This window comes from Arcobacter venerupis, from assembly GCF_013201665.1.
GTDB classification, from domain to species: domain Bacteria; phylum Campylobacterota; class Campylobacteria; order Campylobacterales; family Arcobacteraceae; genus Aliarcobacter; species Aliarcobacter venerupis.
On sequence record NZ_CP053840.1, the window covers coordinates 2,909,767 to 2,934,803 of the forward strand.

Sequence of the window (25,037 nt, forward strand, 5' to 3'; positions counted from 1 at the left end):
ATGTCTCCTTTTTGTTATTCAGATACGTGATAATTAACTATTAATACATCTAGGTTTAATCATATTTTCTGGTTTTATAATGTCTTCTAATTCGTCTACTGTTAATAATTTTTTTTCTAATATAAGTTCATATACAGATTTTCCAGTTTCTAATGCTTCTTTTGCAACATTTGTTGAGTTTTCATAGCCAATATATGGATTTAACGCAGTTACTAATCCAATACTATTTAAAACTAAATTTCTACAATGTTCTTCATTTGCTGTAATCCCATCAATACATTTAGTAGATAAAGTTTCAAAAGCTTTTATCATCATATTCATTGAATTAAATAAGTTATATGCTATTACTGGTTCGAATACATTTAATTGTAATTGTCCACCTTCACTAGCCATTGTAATAGTAACATCTGCACCAATTACTTGGAAAGCTACTTGATTTACAACTTCAGGGATAACAGGATTAACTTTTCCTGGCATAATTGATGAACCCGGTTGCATTGCTGGTAGATTAATTTCATTAAATCCAGTTCTTGGACCTGAACTTAATAATCTTAAATCGTTACAAATTTTAGAAATTTTAGTAGCAACTCTTTTTAATACTCCAGAAATTTGTACATATGCACCTGTGTCTTGAGTAGCTTCAATTAAGTCTTTTGCTGTAACAAAAGGTCTTCCTGTAACTTCTTGTAGTCTTTGTTCAACTTCATGTGCATAATCAGGATGAGAACAAATTCCAGTACCAATGGCTGTTGCTCCTAAATTCATCTCTCTTACTAATTGTTGAGATTCAATTAATCTTTGAATATCTTCACCAATCATTGTTGCATATGAGTTAAATTCTTGTCCTAATGTCATAGGTACAGCATCTTGTAACTGTGTTCTTCCCATTTTAATTACATCTTTAAATTCATCCGCTTTTCTTGCAAAAGATTTTTGCATGATTTTCATTGAATCTGTTAATTCATAAATTTTTTCAAATAATGCAATTCTGAATGCTGTTGGATATGAATCATTAGTTGATTGTGATTTATTTACATCATTATTTGGATGTAAGAATTGATATTCACCTTTTTTATGACCAAGTAATTCTAAAGCTCTGTTTGCAATAACTTCATTTGCATTCATATTAACAGAAGTACCAGCTCCACCTTGAATCATATCAACTACAAATTGGTCATGTAAAGCTCCACCAATTATCTCATCACAAGCTTCACAAATTGCACTTTTTTTATGTTCATCTAATAAACCTAAATTAAAATTAGCAAGAGCTGTCGCTTTTTTAACTTTTGCTAATGATGCAATAAATGTAGGAAATTGTGATAAAGTCACACCTGTAATATTAAAATTTTCTTGGGCTCTTTTCGTTTGTACACCATAATATACATCGTTAGAAATTTCTCTTTCACCAAGTAAATCATGTTCCATTCTTTTTGTCATTTCGAATCCTTCAATTTAAATTTTAAGAAACATAAACTCTCTATATTTTCTTATCTAAAGGAATTTTAATCCTACTAAATGAACTAAAAGTGACCTTTTCGACAAATTATATAAATTTATAAAATTTATAACATCAAATTATATTTATCAGTAGGAAAAGTGATTTATTGGGGGAGTAAGTCTTATTTAAAAGTATATTTTTAGAGAAAATATTTATAAGTATATGTTTATTTTATTGCGATTTTAACCACAAAGGAAGACTCCTTTGTAGTTAAAATTTTTTTATTCATCAATATTTTCTATAAATCTTTTTTCATTTACAGAATCTAAAATTTTTTTAGCAATATTTGCTGTATGAATAGCAATATCATGTGTTTTTGTAGCTACAGAAGCATTATTTTGTGTTTGTTGATCTAATTTATTAACGACATCATTTATTTGTTCAATACTTAACTTCTGTTCGTGAGATGATTCAGAAATATTCTGAATGATTTTTTCTGTTTTAATTAAATTTTCTTTTAAATTAGAGTATCCATTTATCATTGCATCTGTGGTTTTTTTACCATCATTAGCTTTAATTGTTGCATTTTCAACTAATTCTTTAATTTCTTTTGCTGCTTCTGCACTTCGTGAAGCTAAGTTACGAACCTCTTGTGCAACAACTGCAAAACCTTTACCTACTTCTCCAGCTGTTGCAGCTTCAACAGCTGCATTTAGAGATAGGATATTTGTTTGAAAAGCAATTTGATCTATCACCTTAATTGCATCTGATATAGATTTTGTTTGTTCATTAATTTGATTCATTGATTCAACACTTGAATTTGCAAGTTCTTGTCCTATATTAATAGACTTAGATAACTCATCAGAATATTTAACCATTGTTGCTATACTTTGAGTATTACTGATTATTGTAGATGTAATTTCTTCTAAAGAGGCTGCTGTTTCCTCTAAAGAAACAGCTGTATTGTTAGAAGATCTATTTAAAATATCAACATTTGCAAGTAGATCTTCTGAACTTTCATTTAAAGACAATCCATTCATTTTATTTTCTTGTAACATTTTATTAATAATATGACTCAAATCATTTAAACCTATTGAAATATTACCAGTAGGACTTTTAATATTATTCGTAAAATCTAATTGTGAATAATTTTTTAATGACTCTAAAATACAATTGATGTCTTTATCCACATTATTACTTATTGTTTTTATCATTTCATTAAAAATTTCTTTTAATTCATTTAATGATTTATTTGAAGTTGAACTCTCAACAAAAACATCTAATCTACCTTCATTGATTATTTTTACAACATCTTTAACATTATTTATAAATTTTCTGTCTTTTTCTAAATTGTACTCAACTAATTCCATCTCTTTATCAATTATTTTTGCCATATTCTCGAATTCATCATTTGAAGTAATATTTAATTTTGTAATATTTTCTTCTTCACCTTTTAGATATTTAAAGAAATTAAATAATCCATTTTCAAGAATTTTTAAAGGTTTTAATGCTTTTAATAAAGATAGATATATGAATAAAAGTATAACAATTAACAATATTATATAAAGCATTATGTCGTGAATAATATTTTTGGTAATATCAGTAAAAATAGATTCTTTATCTAATTCAACTACTAAATACCAAGAAACAACTGGAATTTTACTATAAGCTGCAATTCTTTCAATATCATTTTCTATTGCTTGCCCAAAATCATTATCTAATTCTGTTTTGATTTGTTTGAAGATTATATTTTCTTTATTTAAGAGTTCTTTATTTTTATGAATTAATGTAGTGCCATCTTCTGATAAAAGATATGCAAAGCCAAAATCTCCTATTTTTAAATTTAATATTGTATCAACTACCGTATCTAAAAATATATCTGCTCCAACAATTCCAATAGTTACTCCATCTTTTTTTAAAGGTGCAAAAACTGTAATTATTAACCTTTTAGTTGTATTATCAATAAAAGGTTCAGTTACTCCAGCTTTATTTACTTCTATTGCTTTTTTGTACCAAGGTCTAAGCCTTGCATCATAATTTGTTTTTGCAATATTTTTTAATATTCCATTAGATTTAATTAAATCTCCATTTTCTTGTATTCCTACATAAGAACTTGCAAAAGCACCTGATTCTTCGGCTAATAACAATTTACTAATTAGAACTTTATTTGATATATCTAAATTTTCATCTACTATTCCATTTGTAACAGCTTCAATAATTCTAATTTTAGATTCTAAATAGCTATTAATAAATTTAGATGTATTTTGTGATAAATCAAGCTCTTTTTGTTTTATCAAACTATATTCTGCATTATATTTATTTTTTGTATTATAAAAACCAAGTATTAAGAAAGAACAAGAGATACTAACAAAAAGCAGTATTAATAATTTTGATTTTATATTATTAATTTTCATTTTTTTCCTTAAAAATACAAAGAACTATCATTCTTTGTATTTTTGTAAATTATCTAAGTGCTACCAGTTTTCTTCTTAAGTAAGCGATTTTATTTTGTAATGGTAAGTGTTTTGGACAATGGTCTTCACACGCCATTAAAGACATACAACCAAATATTCCATTATCATCACCAATTAATTCATAAAAATCTTCTGCACTTCTTTTATCATGTGGATCTACTTCAAATCTTGCAACTCTATTTAATCCAACAGGTCCCACAAAATCTGGTCTCATTAATGCTGTCCCACAAGAAGCAACACAAATACCACATTCAATACATCTATCTAATTCAAATGTCTCATTTGCTACATCTGGATCGATTCTATCTTCTAATTTTGAAATGTTTACTTCATGGTCATTATGAATCCATGATTCAACTCTTTTTGACATACTATCCATCCATTTACCAGTATTAATAGATAAATCTTTGATTAGTTCAAATGCAGGCATAGGCATTAATTGTAATTTACCACTTGGGTAATTAGCAATTAAAGTTCTACAAGCAAGAGTTGGTTTACCATTTACAACCATTCCACAACTTCCACAAATTCCAGCACGACAAACAAAGTCAAAAGATAAATCAGCATCAATTTCTTCTCTGATTTTTGTAAGTGCAATAAATAGTGTCATACCTGGAGTTTCTTCTAAATGATAATCAACAAAGTGAGGTTTAGAAACCTTACTTCTTGGATTGAATTTTAAAACTGATATTGTAATATCTCTACCTTTTTCAATACTCATTATAAATCTCCTACTCTTTCGTTTTTCTCTCTATAGTTCATTGGTAAATCAAATGGCATTAAAGCATGTTGGATTTCATGTCTATCTTTACCCTCTGCACTCATTCTTTCACTAATTTCATCAACTTGTGCTTGTCTTATTTCAGATAATTCATTTTCTATAATCATCCCTTTTGCACCATATCCTCTAAATGCAGGAGGCATTTCCATAGTCATAATGTCAATTCCTTCATAATATATAGTTGGTTCTAAATCATCTGGATTTGCCCAAGAAGTAATAGTTCTATTTAACCAATTTGCATCATCTCTTTTTAAGAAGTCTTCTCTATAGTGAGCACCTCTTGATTCTGTTCTATCCCTTGCACCTTTTGCCACACAAAGAGCAATTTTAAGCATTTTTGGAACTCTGTATGCTTCTTCAAGCTCTGGATTCCCAGCTCTTTCTTTTGATTTAACGCTGATATGTTTTGTTTTTCTAAGTAGTTCTTTTAACTCTTCAACAGCTTCAACTAAATTTTTTCCATTTCTAAAAATACCAACTTTTTCATCCATTAGCATTTGCATTCTATTTTTGATTCTAAAAATATCTTCATTACCTTTGTATGCTAAAATTTCATCTAAATATTTATCTTGAGCTTCTAAAAATTTTCTTACTGTTGCTGTTGAAATATCAACTTCATTAGCTAAACAATAATCAGCAAAATAATTTCCAATAATCATACCAGCAACAACTGTTTCAGAAACACTGTTTCCTCCAAGTCTATTAAATCCATGCATATCCCAACAAGAAGCTTCACCACAAGCAAATAAACCATTTAAAGTTTGTGATTCACCAGTTGGTTTTGTTCTAATTCCACCCATTGAGTAGTGTTGCATTGGAAGAACTGGTGCCCATCCTTTTTTACCCTCATCTGCTGGATCAATTCCATTAAAAATTTGGCAAATTTCTTGAACGTCTCTTAGATTTTTCTCAATATGCTCACGACCAAGAATAGAAATATCAAGCCAAATATGATCACCATATGGAGAAGGAACACCTTTACCATTTCTGATATGTTCAATCATTCTTCTTGAAACAACGTCTCTTGAAGCTAGTTCTTTTTTCTCAGGCTCATAATCTGGCATAAATCTATGACCATCAACGTCTCTTAAGATTCCACCATCTCCTCTACAACCCTCAGTTAATAAAATACCTGATGGTACGATTGGTGTTGGGTGAAATTGTACTGCTTCCATATTTCCAAGTATTGCTACACCTGTTTCTAAAGCAATTGCAGCTCCTACTCCATCACAAATTACAGCATTTGTAGTTTGTTTAAATACTCTACCATATCCACCAGTTGCGATACATGTACCTTTTGCAACATAAGCTTCTAATTCACCTGTAATTAAATCTCTTACAATTGCTCCATAACATCTGTTGTTTTCATGGATAAGATTAATAGCTTCTTTTCTATCTCTAATGTCAACATTATGTTTTAAAGCTTCATTTGCAACACCAAATAACATAGTATGTCCAGTTGCATCTGCTGTATAACAAGTTCTCCATTTTTTAGTTCCACCAAAGTCTCTTGATGTAATTAATCCATGTCTATCAGCATCTTCAGTAATTGTTGTTTTTTTAGCATTAATAACTGCTTCATGGGCACCTTGTCTAACTCTTGACCAAGGCACACCCCAACCAGCAAGTTCTCTAATTGCTTTTGGTGCAGTGTGAACAAACATTCGGGCAACTACTTGATCACATCCCCAGTCTGAACCTTTTACAGTATCAGAAAAGTGTAAATCTTCATTATCTCCATCAGACATTTTTGAGTTACCTACAGATGCTTGCATACCACCTTGTGCAGCAGCACTATGTGATCTTTTTACAGGAACTAAAGATAAAACAATTGTACTTAAACCTTTTTTTTGTGCAGCAACAGCAGCTCTTAAACCTGCAAGTCCTCCACCAATAACTAATGCATCACAGTAATTAATTTTCATTACGCAACTCCTTTCACACTAATTTTGTATTCCATACATGCTGTTGGAACATATTTTTCACCAACTTTATCAGCATGTTCCATACCTATTTTCATATAAGCTAATAATGTTGTAAAGCCTAAAATTAGGAAGAACCATGTTAATGCTTTTTTAATTTTTTTAAGTTTTACTCTTGTAGCTTTAGGATTTTCACCATCAAACCAACCCCATTTAACACACAATCTATAAAGACCAATTGTTCCATGAAATTCAACAGCTAATAATAAAAGAATATATAAAGGCCACATATATTCAGACCAAACTCTATCAGCACTTGCATATGGTCCAATAGCTTCTGAGTGAGTCATAATAATATATAAGTGAACTGAACCCAAGAAAAACATTGCAAAACCTGTAAAGGCTTGAATAAACCACAGTTTTGTATCCTCATGATTCATATGCTCAGCATGAGCTTTCATAACTTGATATTGTTTAAAATTACCTGGAAGTTTTCTCATTCCAAGTGCTGCATGAACAATAAATATAATAAAAATAACCATTGCAATTAACGAAACAATAATTGGTTTACCACCATCAAATAAGAAATCTGCTTCAAAAAACTTTGTTACCCTATACATAAAATCTTTACTAATCAAAATAGTTGATACAAAAAGCATATGTCCCCACATAAATAAACCTAAGATAAGTCCTGTAGCACTTTGTACATAATCCATCTTAGCTGGAACTCTACTTTTCTTTCTATCAACAGTTTCACCTAAATAACCTTCTATTAGGTTGTTCATCTGTAATCCTTTCAAAATTAAATCTTTAAAAACTAAACGAAATCGTCACCTGTGTATAAAATTACAATAATTAATACATATAATCATTACAATTCTGAACCGTTTTTATTAAGGGCCATTCTCCTTTTCAAAAATTAAAATATTCATTTATTATCCTCTTCCCATTTATAACCAGAGATAATAGAATCCATATCTCCTTTTTTTCCATAAACTGAATTAAATATTACTAGATAGATATGAATAGGTAAAAATATTAAAAATATCCACATACAAATATGATGTATTTCCCTCACCATTGCTAATCCACCTACCATTACTTCTAATGGTTTTAAAGTTCCATATAAAAGTCCACCTAATCCCTCATGATATACATTCACATGTAATATCAAACCTGTAATACAAATTACTAATAGCGCTACAAATATTCCTGTGTAGGCCATAAATTGCAAAGGATTATATGTTCCTTTTAAATGAGCATGTGAACCTACTAACAAATAATATTTTATTTGTTTAAACCACATTTTAGGAGATATAAAATCCCAAAAAGATGCCCTTTCACCTTTACTTTGTTTATCAAAAACAAATAGATAAAATTTTCCAATAGTCGTAGCTATTAATAAAAATCCAAAAATAATATGCCAACTTCTCATTAAAGCATATAGATAATTATTTGGTTCATCCATATTCAAAGCAGGTGCAATAAAAGGAACTGCAATATAAAATCCTGTAAATGTAAGAATTATAATTGCAAGGACTCTAAGCCAATGGGTAAGTCTTAAGCTCAAAGAAAATTCATAATGTTTTTTAATCATAATTATCTCCTTAACAAGATGTTCCATAATTAGGGTCAATTCTATAAACACCTAAATCATTACCTTTTTTATCCATAACATGAACAGCACAAGCAATACATGGGTCAAAACTATGAATAATTCTAATGATTTCTAAAGGTTGAGAGATATCTGCAACTTTTAATCCTACTAAACTAGCTTCATAAGGGCCTAATTGTCCTTTTGAATCCATTGGCCCTGCATTCCAAGTTGATGGAACTACGGCTTGATAATTTTCAACTACACCATTTTTGATTCTAATCCAGTGACTTAACATTCCCCTTGGAACATCACCTATGAATCTACCTTTATATTCTTTATCTTTATCAATTTTATAAGAAGTATAAGTTTCTTGATCAACTTTTAAATTTTCAATTAAAGTAGTAAAAGCTTCTAAACCATGTTTACTAATTGCTCTTGCTTGAATCATTCTAGCAGCTGTTCTTCCAAGAGCTGTAAATAGTGCAGCTTTTGGAAGATTTGTTTTAGCTAGGAAATCATCTACAAGTGGAACAATTTTTTTATTTCCTTTTGCATAAGAGATTAAAATACATGCAAGTGGACCTACTTCCATAGCTTTTCCATCATATCTTGGAGATTTAATCCAAGAGTATTTTGCTTTTTCATCTACAATTTTTGAATCAACTTCTTTTCCATTCATTCCAATTGTTTTAGCATCAATTAAACCTGTATATTCAGGATTTGTTTTTCCATCATAAGGGTGTAAAGGTTCATTATCTTTATACCAAGAGTGTGTTGCTTCTTCTGTAATTAAATCTTCATTTATATCAAATACTTTTGACAAATCTGCATTATAAATAATTCCACTATCAAATAGAAAATCATTTCTATTTAATTGCATTTCTCTATGAGACATAAAATTCATTACACCTGCTGGTTGAGTAACTGAAGCTTCATCTTTATAAACAAGTGCTGCCATAATTACATCTGCTTGATAAGCATTTTCAATAAACTCAACACCTTTTTTATATAAAGTAAAATATTCACCCATTCTTGAGGGATCTAATAAATCCATTACACAAGTAACTCCACCAACTGTTAAGCTTTGTGGGTGAGGTTGTTTTCCTCCAAAGATTGCCATTAATTTTGCTAAGTCTCTTTGTACTTCTAAAGCTTTTAAATAGTGACTTAAAAGTATTAAGTTTTGTTCAGGAGAAAATCTATATGATTTATGTCCCCAATAAGCATTTGCAAAAGGGCCTAATTGTCCCCTTTGTACAAACTCTTTAACTCTTAGTTTTACTTTTTTTAAATCATTCTCACCTGTTGCAATTGGAAGTTCACTATATTTAAATGCTTCTTTTGAAGCTTTTGCTTCATCTGCATCTAAAGCAGAAACCACATCAACCCAATCAAGTCCATGAAGATGATAAAAATGTACAACATGGTCATGCATAAACAAAGCTTGATTCATCAAAGATCTTGTTAATTTTGCATTTAAAGGAGGAACAATTCCCAGTGCATCTTCAACAGCTTCAATTCCTGCTCGATAATGAGAGAATGTACAAACTCCACAAATTCTTTGCATTAAAAAACCAGCATCTCTTGGGTCTCTATTTTTTACAATAGTTTCTAAACCTCTCCACAAAGTTGCACTTGAATAAGCTTTTTGGATTACGTTATGTTCATCAACTTCAACTTCTATTCTTAAATGTCCCTCAATCCTTGTAATTGGGTCTATCACTACTCTTTGATTTGACATAATTTACTCCTGCCCATCTTTTGGATTTTTATATTTTGAAATAGCAGCATGAACTGCAATTCCAATACCTGTTACTGTTAATAATCCAACACCAATTTTATCAGCTGTTGCATCTGCACCTAGGCCTTTAAATACTGTGTCATACAATCTATTTGCAACTGGTTCTTCAAATGGTCCCATAGTATCCCAAAAACCAGGTTCACTACATCCAATACAACCATGTCCAGCTTGAATTGGCCAAGAAGTATGAGAGTTAAATTTATTTTTTGAGCAGTTATTAAAAGTATAAGGACCTTTACATCCTACTTTATATAAACAGTAACCATTTTTAGCACCCTCATCACCAAACTCTTCAACAAATTCTCCTGCATCAAAGTGACCTCTTCTTTCACAGGCATCATGAATTCTTGTTCCATAAGCCCATTTTGGTCTATTATAAGCATCAAGAGCAGGCAATGTTCCATATAAAATATAATGAAGCAAAGTTCCTACAATATTTTTTTCACTTGGAGGACAGCCAGGAACATTTATAACTGTTTTATTTGTAACTTTTGAAAGTGCTACTGCACCTGTTGGGTTAGGAATAGCAGCTTGAACTCCACCATAAGAGGAACAAGTTCCAATTGCGAAAATTGCAGCTGCATGTTCTGCTGCTTCTTTTGCATTTTCTTCTCCTGTTTTTCCTTGGCCACCAACTGTTAAAAAGTGAGCGTTTTCTCCATATGGAATTCCACCTTCAACCATTAAGATATATTGACCTTTATGTTTTTGTATTGCATGTTCAAGATTATATTCTGCTTGCCAACCAGCAGCTGCCATCAAAGTCTCATGATATTCCAAAGATATATAATCAAAAATCAAAGAATCAATAGTTGGAGAATCTGTTCTTAATAAAGATTCACTACAACCTGTACACTCTGCCATATGAAGCCAAATAATTGGTAATCTATCTGCTAGTTCTGCAGCTTTTGCAACAAGTGGAGTAAATGACATTGGTAACATTAGCATTGCTGTTATACTTCCTGCCCATTTCATAAAATCTCTTCTTGTTACGCCTTTTTTCTCTAATTCTGAAGATATAGTTTTCTCACTTTCCAATTTTGGTAGTTTCTCTATTTCTTTTAATCTATAAGTTATTTTTTCAAATAATTCTGTGTTCAAAATAAATCCTTACTTTTATGAATGTTCATTCATATTAATGACTGAAGGAATTGTAACACTTAATAAAGGACATAAAAAAGACTTTTTCAAATAAATTTTCAGATAAATGAAAAAAAATATTAGAAATATATAACTTAAATAAGATTAATAAAAAAATTATTTTAATTACTTGTACACTTAAAAACTTGCATAAATAGAAATTAATACTCTATATTGTTTTATAAATCAGAAGTTTGCAAAAAAATAAAATATACATTCTAATAAAAAATTATTATTTTTAATTTATCAATTAAATAATTTTTTATTATAATTTCAGTATACTAAGAACCTCAACTATATAGGAGTTATAATCACGAATGAACAAAATTGTAAAAAATAATCTTGATGAAATAATTCTTATTTTATTTATTCTTATAATTTCACCAATCTTAATTAATTTAAATATGTTTGAGGTTATTTATGAAATTACTCGTTCAAATGAAGAATATGAATTAGATGAATTATTTATTGTTTTTATATCAATATTATTAGGATTATCATTATATTCATTTAAAAAATTCAAAGATTTAGAAAAAACAAGAAAAGAAATAATTACTATTAATGAGACAGACTCCCTTACTAAATTAAAAAATAGAAATGCCTTTTTAACACATGATGAATATGAATATAGATATGTTGTTTTATTAAATATAATAGACTTTTCTGTTTTTAATAAATATTTAGGCTTTAAAAAAGCAGATAAACTTTTGATTCAAGTATCAAATCAACTTCAAGATATTATAAAAGAAAATACAAATCAAGCTCTTTTTAGAATATATGGAGATGAATTTGCGTTTTATTGTAATGATAATAATATAAATGAATTACTAAAAAAAATTAAACTAAAATTTGAAGAAAAGAATTTTACTTTAGATAAATATAAATTTACAATTCATTTAAATATTTCATACTCAGATACTGCACCTAAATATCTAACTGCATTATCAGCATTACGTTTTACTAGAAACTCTATTCATAAAAGTATTTATAAATATACTGAAAATAATGATTTAAAATCTAATTCTCTTAAGATGCTTCAAATTTTAGAAAAAGGTTTTAAAGAAAGAAAAGTTATTCCAGTTTATCAAGCTATTTATGATAATAAATCAAAATCTATTTATAAATATGAATCATTAGTTAGAATAAAACAAAAAAAGAATTTGATAAGTCCTTGGGAATTTATTGATGTAGCAAAAAAATTTAAAATCTATCACAAAATTACAAAAAATATAATTCAACAAACATTTGAAGATTTTGAAAATATAACAGATGAATTTTCAATCAACTTATCTTATATTGACATCATCAATATAAATACAAATAAATACATATTTAAAATGCTTAGTTTATATCCTGATGTAGCAAAACGATTAACTATTGAGTTTTTAGAAACAGAGAATATTGAAAACTATGAGTTTTTATTAGAATTTACAAAAAAAGTAAGAGAATTTGGCACAAAAATTGCTCTTGATGATTTTGGAACTGGTTATTCAAACTGGAATAATATATTAAAACTCAAACCAGATTATATAAAAATAGATGGTAGTTTAATTCAAAATTTGATTAATAATCAAGCAAATATTAATCTAATTAAACTAATAGTTGAGTTTGCTAAAATAAACAATATCAAAACTATTGCAGAGTTTGTTGATAATGAAAAGTTAGCTGAGTTAATAACTAATTTAGGTATAGATTATTCACAAGGTTATTTATATGCTGAACCAAAAGAGAAAAATCTAATTTGGAATAATTAACATTTAAATCTAAAATTTCATCGAAATATTCATTAAATAATTTCGAGCATCACCTTTTGTATCAGAATAAATATAATAATCTTTATTAAGAACATTTTTGATATTTAATTCAATTTTTACATCTTCATTATCTAGTTGAGTAAAAAATGTTGCACCAACACTTTCAATAGTATAACTATTTACTTTATCGCTATTTAAACTATCACTATATCTATCTCCAACATGGGTAACTTTACTTGAGAATTTCACATCCTCAAATAGATATTCAACTTTCAGATTTAACTCTTCATTAGGAACGTAAGTTGGTGTTTTACCTACTAGATTTGATAAGTTACTATCAGAAATCACAACATCAGTAACTTTTGCACTTGTTGTAATTTTTAAATCATCTAAGAGTTCTTTTGACAAAGATAATTCAATTCCTCGATATAATTCTTGAGTGCTTTGTAAATAATCATCTGTATCACTAGTTCTATATGTATCATTATTATCTTTTATTATTTGAAAGAAAGAGCTGTTAATTACTACAAAATCAAATTTTGTATTTACATTAAAACTCAATTTATTGTTATTACTATTGTTATAACTTTTATATGTAAATTTATCATAATCAAGACTATTATTAATATTTTCAAAACTTAAATTTGAAGTAATTATAGAATTTGGTTTATAATATAGTTTCACAATTGATTCTTGTTTTATGCTCTTTTTTTTATAAGCTAAATTACCCGTAGTATCAAGAATATTTCGTAAAGAATCTTTATAATTTATATCAATATCCAACCAAATATCATCATTTAAATATACATTACTTGAAAAAATAAATTTATAAAAATCTTCATTATAAAGTGTTGTATCATAATTATCAGTATAATCTAAATCTTCATAACCGTATTTACCTAATTTTGAATTTATTTCATAATTGAATATTTCTTGTTTCTTTTCTATTTTAAATTCTGCATTTTTATCATCTAAATTAATCCATTTAAAGTCATCATTTTTGATTAATAAATTTGGATTATTTATCTCTTTTGCATTAAGAAAGTTAAAAATAAGGCTTGGTATTAAAAAAGTAGGTATTAAATTAAGTCTAAACATTTTTCCATAATACTTAATAAAAGTTAATAGAAAATTATAAGAAGCTTTTTAAAAGAGGAATTTTCCTCTTTTAAAAGTTTTTATTTAGTATTTCTAAGAAATCTTTTGGATTTTTATATCCAACAATTTTTGAAGAGTTAACTTCTTTTTTATCTTTATCCCAAAAGATAATTCCAGGAGGTCCAACAATTGAAAACTTTTTTTGTAATGCTTTATCTTCATCATTATTAGCTGTAACATCAGCTTGTAAAAGTGTAAAGTTTTGAAGCTTTTTAATAACCTCGTCATCTTTAAATGTTATCTCTTCAAACTCTTTACAAGCTACACACCAAGAAGCCCAAAAGTCTAAAAGTACTGGTTTGTCTGAATCTTTTATGGCTTGATTTAACTCTTCAATATTTTTTATTTTTTTAAATACAAGTTTTTCACTTGAAGATTGTATCACTGTTGAAGAAGTAAATTTAGCTAAAGGATTTAAAGGATTTGTAGCACCACTTACAGCTCCTACAAATAAAAGAACTCCTAAGAGAAAAATCACTAGAGTAATTAATTGAGCAATAATATGTTGATAAACTTTTAAATAAATTGCACTTCCAAGAAGCAATAATGCCCATAAATACATAATAACAGTTGCATCTAAAACTCTATCAAGAAGCCAAATAGCAACACCTAACATTACTATTCCAAAAATTCTTGTGATTCCTTCCATCCAACCACCAGGTTTTGGCATAAATCTTCCAGCACCAAGTCCGATAAGTAGTAAAGGAACTCCCATCCCTAAACTCATTACAAATAAGGCCATTCCACCTAAAAGTGCATCACCTGTTTGTCCAATATAAACTAAAGCACCAGCAAGTGGAGGAGCAACACAAGGGCCAACAATTAAAGCTGATAAAAATCCCATAATTGCAATTCCAACTAAACCTTGTTTCTCTTTTCCATCTGTTGTTTTATTTACTTTGTTTTGTATAGATGCAGGAAGTTTAATTTCAAAATATCCAAACATAGAAAAAGCAAGAGCCACAAATACTAAAGCAAATACTACTAATACATAAGGATTTTGAAGAGCTACTTGTAAATTTGCTCCAAAAACTCCAGCTATTACACCTGCAATTGTGTAAGCAGCACTCATTGAAAGCACATAAACTAAAGATAGGAAAAATCCACGACTAGCAGTCATGCTCTCTTTTTGAGAAGCTCCCACAATAATTGATGATAAAATAGGAATCATTGGAAAAACACAAGGCGTTAGAGAAAGTAACAATCCAAAACCAAAGAATGTTGCTAAGATTAACAATAAACTTCCATCTTTTAAACTATTTGCTATTGAATCAGTTTCATTTAAAGTAACAGCAGGAGTTATATCTTTTTTAGCTTCAACTTTTTGACTCGTTGAATCTAAAGTAAGTAAAAACTTTTCACTAATTGGTGCATAACAAAGTCCAGCTTTTGAGCAACCTTGATATTTAACTTCAATTTCATACTCTGATGCTTGAACTTTTGATTTTAATAACTCATAAGGAATAGTTAAATTTAAATCATCAAAATGAACAATAAACTCTTCATAAGGTACAGGTTTTGGAATATTTATCTCTTTTGTAATTTCAATTTGTTGGGGTTTTGTAATAAATATTTTAAGTTTGTCATCATATAAATAAATATCTTTCCCTAAATTCAATTTAAAATTTAAATCTTTCTCATTTTTTGTAAAGTTTGTTTTAAAAGCCTCATTTACTTCTAAAAAAGATTGATTTAAAACAGAAGAAAAAAGATAAGCAAAAGAGCTTATCAGTAGTACTAATATTCTTTTCATAATTTATCTTATTTTAAAATTTTCTTTTGATGCTTCAAGTAACTCTTCTGAACTTAATACACCAATATAATTTTTTACAATTTTTCCATTTTTAAAATATATTAAAGTAGGAAGTTGAGTAACTCCATATTTTTTTGCAAGAGTTAATTCATCATCAATATTTACTTTATAAATTTGAACATTATCTGGTTTTGTAACATCAAAATCTTCTATATTATTTGCAAGAATTTTACAAGGTGGACACCAAGGAGCATAAAAATCTACTATTACATTTTTATCTTTTATTTTATCTTCAAAATTATTTATGTTTAATTCTTCATAGGCAAATAGACTAATTACCCCTAATAAAATTATTAAAACTATCTTTTTCATTAACGTACCTTTTTATTTTTTCTTATTATATTTAATATTTGTAAAGAGTTTGTTTATAACTTTAATTTATTTATTGATATAAGATTTTATTATATATTTTATGTTAAAATTTATTCTATAATTAAAGGATTTTTATGGATAAACTAGTAGATTTACAACCAAAAACTGTTGAAAAAATGATTGAAGATAATATAGTAATGATTGATGTTAGAAGAGTTGATGAATGGAAAAGAACAGGGATAATAAAAAATTCTCATCTAATTACATTTTTTGATGATTTTGGAGATTATGATATAGAAAGTTGGATGAAAGAGTTTGAAAAACTCGTTACTTCAAAAGATCAAACTTTTGTTTTGATTTGTGCCCATGCAAATAGAACTAGAAATATTGGGAACTTTTTAATTGAACAAGGTTATAAAAATACTGCACATTTATTTGGTGGTATGGCTTTATGGGCGCAAGAATTAAGAGAAACTATTCCTTATAAATAAGAAGTTTTATTTACTTCTTATTCTATAATCTCTTCATTATGTAACTCATAGAATTCACTTTGTTCAATTACATTTTCATTAAAATATTCTAATTTTGTTTCTGCACTTTCAAGATTTTTTAATTTTGCTATATGAAAAACAGCATCACCTTCTTGAACAAGTGGTATTTCTGATTTTCCAATAATAACTCCATCAAATAAAGCTTTTATTTCAAAACTATCATCACCCATTGGTTCATCAATATAAGCGATAATTTCATCTTTCTTAACAGTATCACCTAAAGCTTTTATAGTTCGTAACATTCCACTCTCACTTGAACGAATCCAAGTACTAAATCGCGTAACTATTGGTGATTTAAAATTCTTTTTTCTAACAACACTTGGAAGCATTTCCATTTCTCGAAGAACATTTATTATACCTTTTACTCCAATTCTAATAGAAAATTCATGAAATCGTAAAGCTTCACCTGCTTCATAAAGTAAAATTGGAATACCACTTTCTTGAGCAACAGAGCGTAATGAACCATCTCGTAATTCTGAATGTAATACAACTGGTGCTTGAAAAGATTTTGCTAAATTAAAGGTATATTCATCATCAATATTTGTTCGCACTTGTGGAAGATTTGATTTATGAATTGAAGCTGTATGTAAATCTATTCCTAAATTACACTTACATACTATTTCATCAAAAAAAATCTGCGCGACTCTACTTGCCAGTGAGCCTTTTATGCTTCCTGGAAAACTTCTATTTAAATCTCTTCTATCAGGTAAATATCTTGAAAGATTCATTATTCCATATACATTTACAATGGGAACTAGAATTAATGTACCTTTTAATTTATTAAGAATATTTAATTTTCTTAATCTTCTTATAATTTCAATTCCATTTAATTCATCCCCATGAATTGCAGCACTAACAAAAACAACTGGCCCATCTTTTTTCCCTCTTATTATCTTAATAGGAAGATTCGTTGGAGTATTATAAAGTTTTGGTAACTCTAAATTTATAGTTGTTTTTGTTCCTTTTAAAATCTCAGTATTTGCAATTATTAATTTTAAGGGCATCCTTTATTATGCTCCTATGTTATCTTTTTTAATTTTTCTTTTTTGTGGATTAATTGGGCATGTAGGTTTTACACTTTGCTCTATATAATTCATAATTTTTTCTGCAATATTAATATTTGTAGATTTTTCTATTCCTTCTAAACCAGGCGATGAGTTCACTTCCATAACAAGAGGACCTCTTTTTGAGGGAATCATATCAACACCACAAACTCCTAATCCCATAGCTTTTGCAGCAGCTAATGCTGTAGCTTTTTCTTTTCGATTAAGTTTATATGCAACTGCACTTCCACCTTGATGTAAATTTGATCTAAAATCTCCCTCAGCACCTTGTCTTTTCATTGCACCTACAATTTCATTATTAACAACAAAAGCTCTAATATCAGCACCGCCAGCTTCTTCTATATACTCTTGAACAAGTAAATTAACATCCATTCCATAAAAGGCATCAAGTACAGATTTAGCTGCTTTTTCACTATCAACTAAAACAACTCCAACGCCTTGTGTTCCTTCAAGAATTTTTAAAACCAAAGGAGCTCCACCACTTAAAGCGATAACATCTTTTGCATTTGATTTATTTGAAGCAAAAACTGTTCTTGGCATATCAACACCATTTCTTGATAAAACCTGTAAACTTCTTAGCTTATCTCTACTTCTTGTAAGTGCTAAATTTCCAGTTGTGCTAAATACTTCCAACATCTCAAAGTGTCGTACCATTGCAGCACCATAAAATGTTCTACTAGCTCCTATTCTTGGAATTATTGCATCAGGAGTTGGTAATACTTTCCCTTCATAATTTATAACTAATTCATTTTTCATAATCTCTATTGTACATTTTAAATAATCAATTACTCTTACTTCCCAGCCTTTATTTTTTCCTTCTTCAACTAATCTTTTAGTTGAATATAAATCTTTATTTCTTGATAATATATAAATTCTCATTTTAACCTCTTCTATTTGGCTTTTGTAAGATATTCTTGTGAAACATCAACTAAAAAACGATCTGTTAAAAATTTTCTTCCTATTAACATTGGATATTTCATATCTGATCGATTAGTTAGGGAAACTATAGTTTTGTATTTTTTACCAAAAAATAAAATATCCACTTTTATTGAAGCCCTTAATTGAACTGTTCCATTAGAACTTTTTACTCTTTTAAGTTTATAAAGGGGGATTTTCATTTTTTTACCGTGGTAAGCTGGATGAATTTCATCTAATAATGTGAAGTGTACAAAATTCTCATCATCTATAAAAATATCATCGCAATGTAGAGAATTAGAATCAGCACCTGTATCAACTTTTGCATCTAATTCGAACAATTCTAAATCTAGAATAGATATTATTTCTCTTCTTCCTATAACTCTTTTTTGTGACATAATAAACCTCTTAAAAAGGGTATTATATCACAAAATATACTATAAGATTTTGAAATCTATTTTTTGCTATCTAATGCTTTTTGTAATATTGCAATTACATCTTCTAAATTCTCATAAGGAATATGAGATTTCCATTGAACATCTTGTCCATTTAAAGATATACCGATACTAACAATATCAGAAGTATCTTTTCCGTAAGGCTCAGTTACATTTGAAATAGAAATTTTTCCTTTTTTAGTACCAGCAAGAGCTAATGTTCCTAATTCTGTAATAGTTGACATAATCAATCCTTTTTATTTTATTTTACAACAATAAACTTTTGTTTAATTAAAATCAGAAAATATTAGTTTTAGGCTCAGCTAAATAAAATCCCTGAAATTCATTAATTCCTAATTCTAAAAGTAAATCAAATACTTCAGATGAATGCACAAATTCTGCAATAGTTGTTATATTTAAAGCTTTTGAGAAATCAACAACTGATTTTACCATTTCATAAGAGTTTTTATCTGTATTAATGTTTTTAATTAAAGAACCATCTATTTTTATATAATTTGGTCTAATTTTTAAAATATGAGCAAAATTTGAATATCCCGTACCAAAATCGTCAATTGCTATTTTTATACCTTGATTTCTGTATTTGTTAATAAAATCTTCAAGTAAAGTATAGTCTGAAATATAATCGCTTTCTAATATTTCAAATACTAATCTTTGTTTATGAATATTTTCAAGTTTATCTAAGCTTTTATCTAGAGAAACAATAAATTCACTATCTAAAATATCTTTAAAACTTAAGTTAATAGAAATTTGTTTATCAGTTTTTATTAAATCATTTAAGGCTTTTGAAATTACTTGATTTGACAGTTGCAAATACTGTTTTGTTTTAACTGAAATATCCAAAAATAAATATGGACTTATATATGTAATTTCACCTTTTTCATTAACATCTTCTATTCTCATTAGAGTTTCATATTTAACAATATTTTTATTTCTATCAAAAATTGCTTGATAAAATGGCGTGACTTTACTTTCTTCAATAGCTTTTTTTAATTTCTCTCGCCAATAAATAGATTTTTTTATAATCTCTTTTGTATCAATTTCATTATTATAAACAAAAAAAGGCATATTATTTTTTTTAGCTTTTTTCAAAGCAATTCCAGCAGTTTTAATTGGTTCTTCTTGAGCTATTGATATACCTAAAGTTATGTTTATAAAAATATCAATATCTAGTTGTTCCACATAAATAGGTCTGTTTTTAAAAAGTGTTTCTAATTCTGTAATAAACTCATTATACTTAGCAAAACCCATCATTTTTTTATCTGCTAAACAATATACATTTCCATATATTCTATAAACTGAAACACTATATTTTGATGAAAATTCATTTAATATTTTTGCAACTTCAATTAAAACTAAATTTCCAGTTGAAAAACCATAAAGTTCATTAATATCATCAAAAGCATCAATATCAATTAATGCAATAGATACAAATTCATTATCTTTAATATCATCTTCTAAGGCATATCTATTTTTTAAACTTGTTAAATCATCATAATATAATCTATTTTGAATCTCTTTTGTTTTTACTTGAACTTGTTCTTCAAAATTCACTCTATTTGTCTCTACTTGATCAAGTAAAGTATTAAATTGAGTTGCTAAAAAACCTATTTCATCTTTTGTTTTAACTCCATTTTCAAAAGTATTAGAATCTATATTTGCTTTTTTTACTTCTGAAAACATTTTGTTAATTGGTGTGATAACTTTAATTGTAATAAATATTCCAATTATTGCTAACATACCAAATAAAAGCATTGAAATATTTAAAATCAATGAATTAATACCTTGAACATATGAAGAAAAATCTTCTTTATAAACAGATGAAACAACATAACTATCTAGATTTTTGTTATATTCAATCCAAGACATTTTTGTATATTTATAATTTAAAGGGTCATAAATTTTGTTCCAATTATATTCAAGTACTTCTCTTTTGTTATAACTATTTTTAATTTCATCAAACAATTTTTTACCACTTTGAGGTAAAATTGTTGTTAATAAATCTTGATTTTGGAAAGCTCCACTTGGATCAAAAATTATTTTCCCTGAATTATCAACCAAATAAATATAACCTGTTTTACCTAATGTAAAACTAGTCAATAAAAGATCAATCTCTTTTTTTAATTCTACTTTATTTTCAATGGTTTTTGATTTATTATTTATGATAGAAACAATTTTATCAAATTGTATTTTTGAATTTTCTATTTCAGTTTGAGTTAGATAATTATTTACTTTTGGTGATAAATAAAATACAACAAAAAATAAATAAAATAATAAACTTATAATAAATAACCAACCGATTTTTAGAAATATTTTATTATTCATAATTATCCAACTTTTAAATTATAATATTTTTGCTATTTTTTGTCCAAATCGTACATCTTTATCAAGTAAATTCTCAAGTTCAACCATTTGATCTTCCCAAAGCATAACAACAGTTGAACCCATTTTGAAATATCCTAAACATTCACCTTTAGTAATTTCAATATTTTCATATGTATATACTTTCATCTCTTTAGCATCAATATTTGTTTCAACCCTATTCTCAAACTCAAATACCATTTGTCCTACATTTAAGGCTCCAACAAAAACCATATAAAATATTTTACCATTAGTTTCACACTCTAAAATCACTCTTTCATTTTGAACAAAAAGTTCTAATTCTTTATTTAGATACTTTAAATTTACAGGATAAAGTTTTCCAGGAACATGAATTAGTTTTAATAAATTAAAATCGCAAGGTGCATGGTATCTATGATAATCTTTTGGTGACAAGTAAAAATTCATAAAAGAACCATTCTTTACTTTTTCAAAGTTTGAAGTACAATAATATGTTAATAACTCTTCAACACTATATTCCATCCCTTTTATTTGTAAAGCAATATCTTCTTTTATTTGTCCACATTGAGTAATTAAACTATCAGTTGGAGAAATAATCACATCTTTACTTCTATCTATTTCTCTTTTTATAATCAATTCTCTTGTAAATAAATCATTTAATGATTTATAATATCTCGCATTTTTAAATTCACTCATATTTAAACCCATTAGTTTTACATAAGAAGCATTTATGAATTTTTGAATAAATGATGGAAACTCTTTTTTAGCGAATTTTCCGAAATTTAGAGAAATTAGATTTGTTATATGCATTATTTTCCTTTTTTAAATCAATTAAGTAGTTATTTTAGCTGTTTTTTCTTCTTAAATTGCTTTAATAAAAATTTAGCTAATCTTGCACTATTAATTTATCAAATTTTTTAAGGATTTTTTTATGTATAAAATAGTTGTAGCAAATCAATGTGGGTGTTTTAAAAATAGTAATTTACAAAATAATTTAACTTTTGAATCAAAAGATGAAGCTTTAAGTAAAGCAATAGAGATGAAAAATTTCATGAATAAAGATTTCTGTAAAAAACATGAATTTGAACTTCAAGAAATGTTCAATAATTTTGTAATTTCATTCTATACAGGAGCACGTGATAACTGTTGTGGAAATGGTTGTTGTATGTAAATAAAAGATGAAACCTATTTTATTAAATAGGTTTCTCTAATTTACCAAGCTCTTTTTGAATATCCTCTATTAAATTTATACTATTAATCAATTTATCAAAATTACTCTTTTTACCCGCAATAAAACTATTACTTTGTTTAGAACTTGAATGTATTTTCAAAAATGATTCATTTATTTCATTCATATTTAGTGAAACTTTTGATAATTTATCACTTGAGCTATTTATAACTTCTGAAACACTTTCGATACCTTTTATCGCCACATTAACAGAAGCATTTGTTTCAGATAAACTTATTTGTGTTTTTTTAGCAAGTTTTTTTACTTCATCAGCAACAACTGCAAAGCCATTTCCATATTCACCAGCATGAGCGGCTTCAATTGCAGCATTTAATGCTAAAAGATTTGTTTGAATTGCAATTGCTGAAATTGAAGATAATACTTTTTTAATATCAGCTGCATTTGAAGTTAAAACATTCATATCAGCTACAAGATTATTATTTTGTTCAACATTATGAGTAATATCTTTTGTAAACATTACAAAATTTTCTAATACTTTATCAATAACTTTGTTATCTTCAGTTGTATTTTCATACACAAAATTTAGAATTTTCACCATATCTTGAATTAAAGGGAAAGTCTCTTTTAAATTTTCTAATAATTCTGTTCTAACCTTTGATAAAAGTTGATATTGATGGATTTCTCTTTGTTTATAATATGAATGATAAGAAGCATATTTATCCACAAAATTATCTGCAAAATCATCATAAAAATCACTGTTTTCTTCTACTTGATAGAAAAATAGTGCAGTTAATGTCTGATTGATATTTAAGCCTAATAATTCTCCAAAAGTTGAACTTCCTGCTAAAGGAATGTCATTAAAAGTTTTTAATGAGTTAAGATTTTTTGAATTAAATAATCTTCTTAATATACAATCATTAAATATTGCACCAATTGGTTTTTCTTTTTTTGTTGAAGAATATATAGCAAAATCTCTGTCTGTTTGGCTCACAAACTCTTTATTTTTTACTAAATATAAAATATCTCCAAAAGATATATCACAAAAAAATGAAATATTCTTATTTGCAATATCTAAATTTGAAACAGATCTTATATATAATTCATCATCTAATTTAATAGCAAAACTATATTCAGCTAATAGTGCTGGTAAATTTTCTAAATCACATCTAAATGTTTTACACAAAGCATCCACAAAATTTATAATTTTATTATCGCTTGGGTTCAAAACACTTTGAACACTTCTATTTAACATATTTGATTGAGCAACTAAAAATGAGACATCTGTTTCATCACAACTTTGTGATTTAAAAACTCCATATTTAATATTTTCTTTTAATTTTACTAAAGTAATTACCGCTTTATGTCGAACGGGCTCACTATTATTAAATATGTATGTTTCTTTAAAATCTAGTTTTCCACCAGCAGAACCACCAATTAATAAACATGGAAGTTTTCCGCTTTTGTACACTGCTTCTGTAAAAAAGCTTTCACTATTTGATAAACCATCTACAAAAGTTAAGGCAAAAGTATGGTCATGATTTATTTTAAAGGGAATATGTAATTTTGAAATTTCATCACTGATTTTTTTGATTCTTTCTTTATGAGTAATATTTTGGTTTGTGATATTTTCACTAAATAAAGGAACTGTTAATATTTCAACTTTATCAATAATCTCATCACTAAAACTTTGTAATACAATATTTTTCCAAGTTGTACTTGCATCATTGTATAAGTAATCTCTTTTCTTATCAAGGTTAAAAGTGCATAATTCACCAGCGGTAGTTGTTAGAACTAATTTTGTTGAAGAGGGAAGTAATGATTTTATTTTCTTTGAAATAGACTCAAAATTTATATGAGGGGAGATAAATCCCAAAACTAACTTTGGAGCATTATCTTTAAAATACAAGTTATTAATTACATCTGCATTAATATCGTTCTCTTCTAAGTTTACTACTTTAATAAAATCATTCATCTTTTATACCTAATTTTTTTATTAAGTATAGCGAAACTTTATAGCGATAATAAAGCAATATTTTAAAAAGAGCATCCTGAATTTGATACTTGGTGAACTTCTTTTAATCCACAACTTTTGCAAGTGAACTCTACTTCTGATACACCTGAACAACCATGATTTTTCAAAACTCTACTTGATATAACTTCACTTGTAAAAGTTGTATTAGTATTTTTATCAAAAAATGTTTTTGTTTTTTGTTTACAAGCTGGGCATTCGCCACTACTTAATAAATCTAGTCTGTTTTTATTAGTTTTAAAATATAGAAGTACTGAAAATATAGAGATTAAAAAAAGGATTAGAATTAAAATAAGAGTTTGCATGA

Annotated in this window: 22 protein-coding genes; 3 read left to right on the top strand and 19 right to left on the bottom strand. The window is 27.3% G+C overall.

Annotated features, from left to right (window positions below):
* Positions 1–33 precede the first annotated feature (33 nt).
* The 8 genes from aspA to AVENP_RS14475 form a co-directional block, all read right to left on the bottom strand.
* Positions 34–1,437 (bottom strand): aspartate ammonia-lyase, encoded by a 1,404-nt coding sequence (aspA, locus tag AVENP_RS14440; RefSeq protein WP_128360076.1) that lies wholly within the window; start codon positions 1,435–1,437, stop codon positions 34–36.
* A gap of 282 nt (positions 1,438–1,719) precedes the next feature.
* Positions 1,720–3,852, bottom strand: a complete 2,133-nt coding sequence (locus AVENP_RS14445; RefSeq protein ID WP_128360077.1) for a methyl-accepting chemotaxis protein — start codon at positions 3,850–3,852, stop codon at positions 1,720–1,722.
* Between the two features lie 49 nt (positions 3,853–3,901).
* Complete coding sequence (locus tag AVENP_RS14450; protein ID WP_172664329.1) at positions 3,902–4,633, bottom strand: fumarate reductase iron-sulfur subunit; 732 nt, start codon at positions 4,631–4,633, stop codon at positions 3,902–3,904.
* The gene (locus tag AVENP_RS14455; protein ID WP_172664330.1) at positions 4,633–6,618 is read right to left on the bottom strand and encodes a fumarate reductase flavoprotein subunit; all 1,986 of its coding nucleotides are present in this window, start codon (positions 6,616–6,618) and stop codon (positions 4,633–4,635) included. The genes AVENP_RS14450 and AVENP_RS14455 overlap by 1 nt, the downstream gene beginning before the upstream one ends.
* Positions 6,618–7,400, bottom strand: coding sequence for a fumarate reductase cytochrome b subunit (locus AVENP_RS14460; RefSeq protein WP_128359619.1), 783 nt, complete (start codon positions 7,398–7,400; stop codon positions 6,618–6,620). The genes AVENP_RS14455 and AVENP_RS14460 overlap by 1 nt, the downstream gene beginning before the upstream one ends.
* Before the next feature lie 143 nt (positions 7,401–7,543).
* On the bottom strand, positions 7,544–8,212 hold the full coding sequence (cybH, locus tag AVENP_RS14465; protein WP_128359618.1) for a Ni/Fe-hydrogenase, b-type cytochrome subunit: 669 nt from the start codon (positions 8,210–8,212) through the stop codon (positions 7,544–7,546).
* 10 nt (positions 8,213–8,222) lie between these two features.
* The gene (locus AVENP_RS14470; RefSeq protein WP_128359617.1) at positions 8,223–9,953 is read right to left on the bottom strand and encodes a nickel-dependent hydrogenase large subunit; all 1,731 of its coding nucleotides are present in this window, start codon (positions 9,951–9,953) and stop codon (positions 8,223–8,225) included.
* Positions 9,954–9,956: 3 nt separating this feature from the next.
* On the bottom strand, positions 9,957–11,090 hold the full coding sequence (locus tag AVENP_RS14475; RefSeq protein ID WP_430385364.1) for a hydrogenase small subunit: 1,134 nt from the start codon (positions 11,088–11,090) through the stop codon (positions 9,957–9,959).
* Between the two features lie 380 nt (positions 11,091–11,470).
* Here AVENP_RS14475 and AVENP_RS14480 point away from each other — a divergent pair, with 380 nt between their 5' ends.
* Positions 11,471–12,907, top strand: coding sequence for an EAL domain-containing protein (locus AVENP_RS14480; protein WP_128359615.1), 1,437 nt, complete (start codon positions 11,471–11,473; stop codon positions 12,905–12,907).
* Between the two features lie 9 nt (positions 12,908–12,916).
* Here the strand turns inward: AVENP_RS14480 and AVENP_RS14485 are convergent, their stop codons facing one another.
* The 3 genes from AVENP_RS14485 to trxA form a co-directional block, all read right to left on the bottom strand.
* Complete coding sequence (locus tag AVENP_RS14485) at positions 12,917–14,005, bottom strand: hypothetical protein (protein ID WP_128359614.1); 1,089 nt, start codon at positions 14,003–14,005, stop codon at positions 12,917–12,919.
* Positions 14,006–14,075: 70 nt separating this feature from the next.
* Entirely contained in the window at positions 14,076–15,818 is a 1,743-nt protein-coding gene (dsbD, locus tag AVENP_RS14490; protein WP_128359613.1) for a protein-disulfide reductase DsbD, read from the bottom strand.
* A gap of 3 nt (positions 15,819–15,821) precedes the next feature.
* Positions 15,822–16,190: a thioredoxin gene (gene trxA / locus AVENP_RS14495; RefSeq protein WP_128359612.1), complete on the bottom strand. Its 369-nt coding sequence runs from the start codon at positions 16,188–16,190 to the stop codon at positions 15,822–15,824.
* Positions 16,191–16,324: 134 nt separating this feature from the next.
* Here trxA and AVENP_RS14500 point away from each other — a divergent pair, with 134 nt between their 5' ends.
* The gene (locus AVENP_RS14500; RefSeq protein ID WP_128359611.1) at positions 16,325–16,681 is read left to right on the top strand and encodes a rhodanese-like domain-containing protein; all 357 of its coding nucleotides are present in this window, start codon (positions 16,325–16,327) and stop codon (positions 16,679–16,681) included.
* A 17-nt stretch (positions 16,682–16,698) separates the two neighbouring features.
* Here AVENP_RS14500 and AVENP_RS14505 read toward each other — a convergent pair whose 3' ends face one another.
* The 6 genes from AVENP_RS14505 to AVENP_RS14530 are packed head-to-tail and all read right to left on the bottom strand — an operon-like array spanning position 16,699 to position 22,322.
* Positions 16,699–17,745 (bottom strand): succinylglutamate desuccinylase/aspartoacylase family protein, encoded by a 1,047-nt coding sequence (locus AVENP_RS14505; RefSeq protein ID WP_172664331.1) that lies wholly within the window; start codon positions 17,743–17,745, stop codon positions 16,699–16,701.
* A 6-nt stretch (positions 17,746–17,751) separates the two neighbouring features.
* Positions 17,752–18,684, bottom strand: a complete 933-nt coding sequence (rimK, locus tag AVENP_RS14510; RefSeq protein WP_128359610.1) for a 30S ribosomal protein S6--L-glutamate ligase — start codon at positions 18,682–18,684, stop codon at positions 17,752–17,754.
* Positions 18,685–18,695: 11 nt separating this feature from the next.
* Positions 18,696–19,118 carry an ATP-dependent zinc protease family protein gene (locus AVENP_RS14515; RefSeq protein WP_128359609.1) on the bottom strand — a complete coding sequence of 141 codons (423 nt, stop codon included), beginning with the start codon at positions 19,116–19,118 and terminating at the stop codon, positions 18,696–18,698.
* 56 nt (positions 19,119–19,174) lie between these two features.
* Complete coding sequence (locus AVENP_RS14520; RefSeq protein WP_128359608.1) at positions 19,175–19,399, bottom strand: hypothetical protein; 225 nt, start codon at positions 19,397–19,399, stop codon at positions 19,175–19,177.
* 52 nt (positions 19,400–19,451) lie between these two features.
* Positions 19,452–21,497 (bottom strand): EAL domain-containing protein, encoded by a 2,046-nt coding sequence (locus AVENP_RS14525; protein ID WP_128359607.1) that lies wholly within the window; start codon positions 21,495–21,497, stop codon positions 19,452–19,454.
* Between the two features lie 18 nt (positions 21,498–21,515).
* Positions 21,516–22,322, bottom strand: coding sequence for a phosphatidylserine decarboxylase (locus AVENP_RS14530; RefSeq protein WP_128359606.1), 807 nt, complete (start codon positions 22,320–22,322; stop codon positions 21,516–21,518).
* 121 nt (positions 22,323–22,443) lie between these two features.
* On the opposite strand from AVENP_RS14530, the gene AVENP_RS14535 reads away from it, so the two are divergent.
* Positions 22,444–22,683: a hypothetical protein gene (locus tag AVENP_RS14535; protein WP_128359605.1), complete on the top strand. Its 240-nt coding sequence runs from the start codon at positions 22,444–22,446 to the stop codon at positions 22,681–22,683.
* A 22-nt stretch (positions 22,684–22,705) separates the two neighbouring features.
* Here AVENP_RS14535 and AVENP_RS14540 read toward each other — a convergent pair whose 3' ends face one another.
* Both AVENP_RS14540 and AVENP_RS14545 read right to left on the bottom strand, forming a co-directional pair.
* Complete coding sequence (locus tag AVENP_RS14540; protein WP_128359604.1) at positions 22,706–24,673, bottom strand: methyl-accepting chemotaxis protein; 1,968 nt, start codon at positions 24,671–24,673, stop codon at positions 22,706–22,708.
* A gap of 62 nt (positions 24,674–24,735) precedes the next feature.
* Positions 24,736–25,035 (bottom strand): hypothetical protein, encoded by a 300-nt coding sequence (locus tag AVENP_RS14545; protein ID WP_128359603.1) that lies wholly within the window; start codon positions 25,033–25,035, stop codon positions 24,736–24,738.
* Between the last annotated feature and the right edge of the window lie 2 nt (positions 25,036–25,037).

What these genes read in the sequence shown, in the direction of transcription:
- aspA (WP_128360076.1), bottom strand. Translation starts at nt 1,437, where the DNA reads ATGACAAAAAGAATGGAACATGATTTACTTGGTGAAAGAGAAATTTCT.
- AVENP_RS14445 (WP_128360077.1), bottom strand. Translation starts at nt 3,852, where the DNA reads ATGAAAATTAATAATATAAAATCAAAATTATTAATACTGCTTTTTGTT.
- AVENP_RS14450 (WP_172664329.1), bottom strand. Translation starts at nt 4,633, where the DNA reads ATGAGTATTGAAAAAGGTAGAGATATTACAATATCAGTTTTAAAATTC.
- AVENP_RS14455 (WP_172664330.1), bottom strand. Translation starts at nt 6,618, where the DNA reads ATGAAAATTAATTACTGTGATGCATTAGTTATTGGTGGAGGACTTGCA.
- AVENP_RS14460 (WP_128359619.1), bottom strand. Translation starts at nt 7,400, where the DNA reads ATGAACAACCTAATAGAAGGTTATTTAGGTGAAACTGTTGATAGAAAG.
- cybH (WP_128359618.1), bottom strand. Translation starts at nt 8,212, where the DNA reads ATGATTAAAAAACATTATGAATTTTCTTTGAGCTTAAGACTTACCCAT.
- AVENP_RS14470 (WP_128359617.1), bottom strand. Translation starts at nt 9,953, where the DNA reads ATGTCAAATCAAAGAGTAGTGATAGACCCAATTACAAGGATTGAGGGA.
- AVENP_RS14480 (WP_128359615.1), top strand. Translation starts at nt 11,471, where the DNA reads ATGAACAAAATTGTAAAAAATAATCTTGATGAAATAATTCTTATTTTA.
- AVENP_RS14485 (WP_128359614.1), bottom strand. Translation starts at nt 14,005, where the DNA reads ATGTTTAGACTTAATTTAATACCTACTTTTTTAATACCAAGCCTTATT.
- dsbD (WP_128359613.1), bottom strand. Translation starts at nt 15,818, where the DNA reads ATGAAAAGAATATTAGTACTACTGATAAGCTCTTTTGCTTATCTTTTT.
- trxA (WP_128359612.1), bottom strand. Translation starts at nt 16,190, where the DNA reads ATGAAAAAGATAGTTTTAATAATTTTATTAGGGGTAATTAGTCTATTT.
- AVENP_RS14500 (WP_128359611.1), top strand. Translation starts at nt 16,325, where the DNA reads ATGGATAAACTAGTAGATTTACAACCAAAAACTGTTGAAAAAATGATT.
- AVENP_RS14505 (WP_172664331.1), bottom strand. Translation starts at nt 17,745, where the DNA reads ATGCCCTTAAAATTAATAATTGCAAATACTGAGATTTTAAAAGGAACA.
- rimK (WP_128359610.1), bottom strand. Translation starts at nt 18,684, where the DNA reads ATGAGAATTTATATATTATCAAGAAATAAAGATTTATATTCAACTAAA.
- AVENP_RS14515 (WP_128359609.1), bottom strand. Translation starts at nt 19,118, where the DNA reads ATGTCACAAAAAAGAGTTATAGGAAGAAGAGAAATAATATCTATTCTA.
- AVENP_RS14520 (WP_128359608.1), bottom strand. Translation starts at nt 19,399, where the DNA reads ATGTCAACTATTACAGAATTAGGAACATTAGCTCTTGCTGGTACTAAA.
- AVENP_RS14525 (WP_128359607.1), bottom strand. Translation starts at nt 21,497, where the DNA reads ATGAATAATAAAATATTTCTAAAAATCGGTTGGTTATTTATTATAAGT.
- AVENP_RS14530 (WP_128359606.1), bottom strand. Translation starts at nt 22,322, where the DNA reads ATGCATATAACAAATCTAATTTCTCTAAATTTCGGAAAATTCGCTAAA.
- AVENP_RS14535 (WP_128359605.1), top strand. Translation starts at nt 22,444, where the DNA reads ATGTATAAAATAGTTGTAGCAAATCAATGTGGGTGTTTTAAAAATAGT.
- AVENP_RS14540 (WP_128359604.1), bottom strand. Translation starts at nt 24,673, where the DNA reads ATGAATGATTTTATTAAAGTAGTAAACTTAGAAGAGAACGATATTAAT.
- AVENP_RS14545 (WP_128359603.1), bottom strand. Translation starts at nt 25,035, where the DNA reads ATGCAAACTCTTATTTTAATTCTAATCCTTTTTTTAATCTCTATATTT.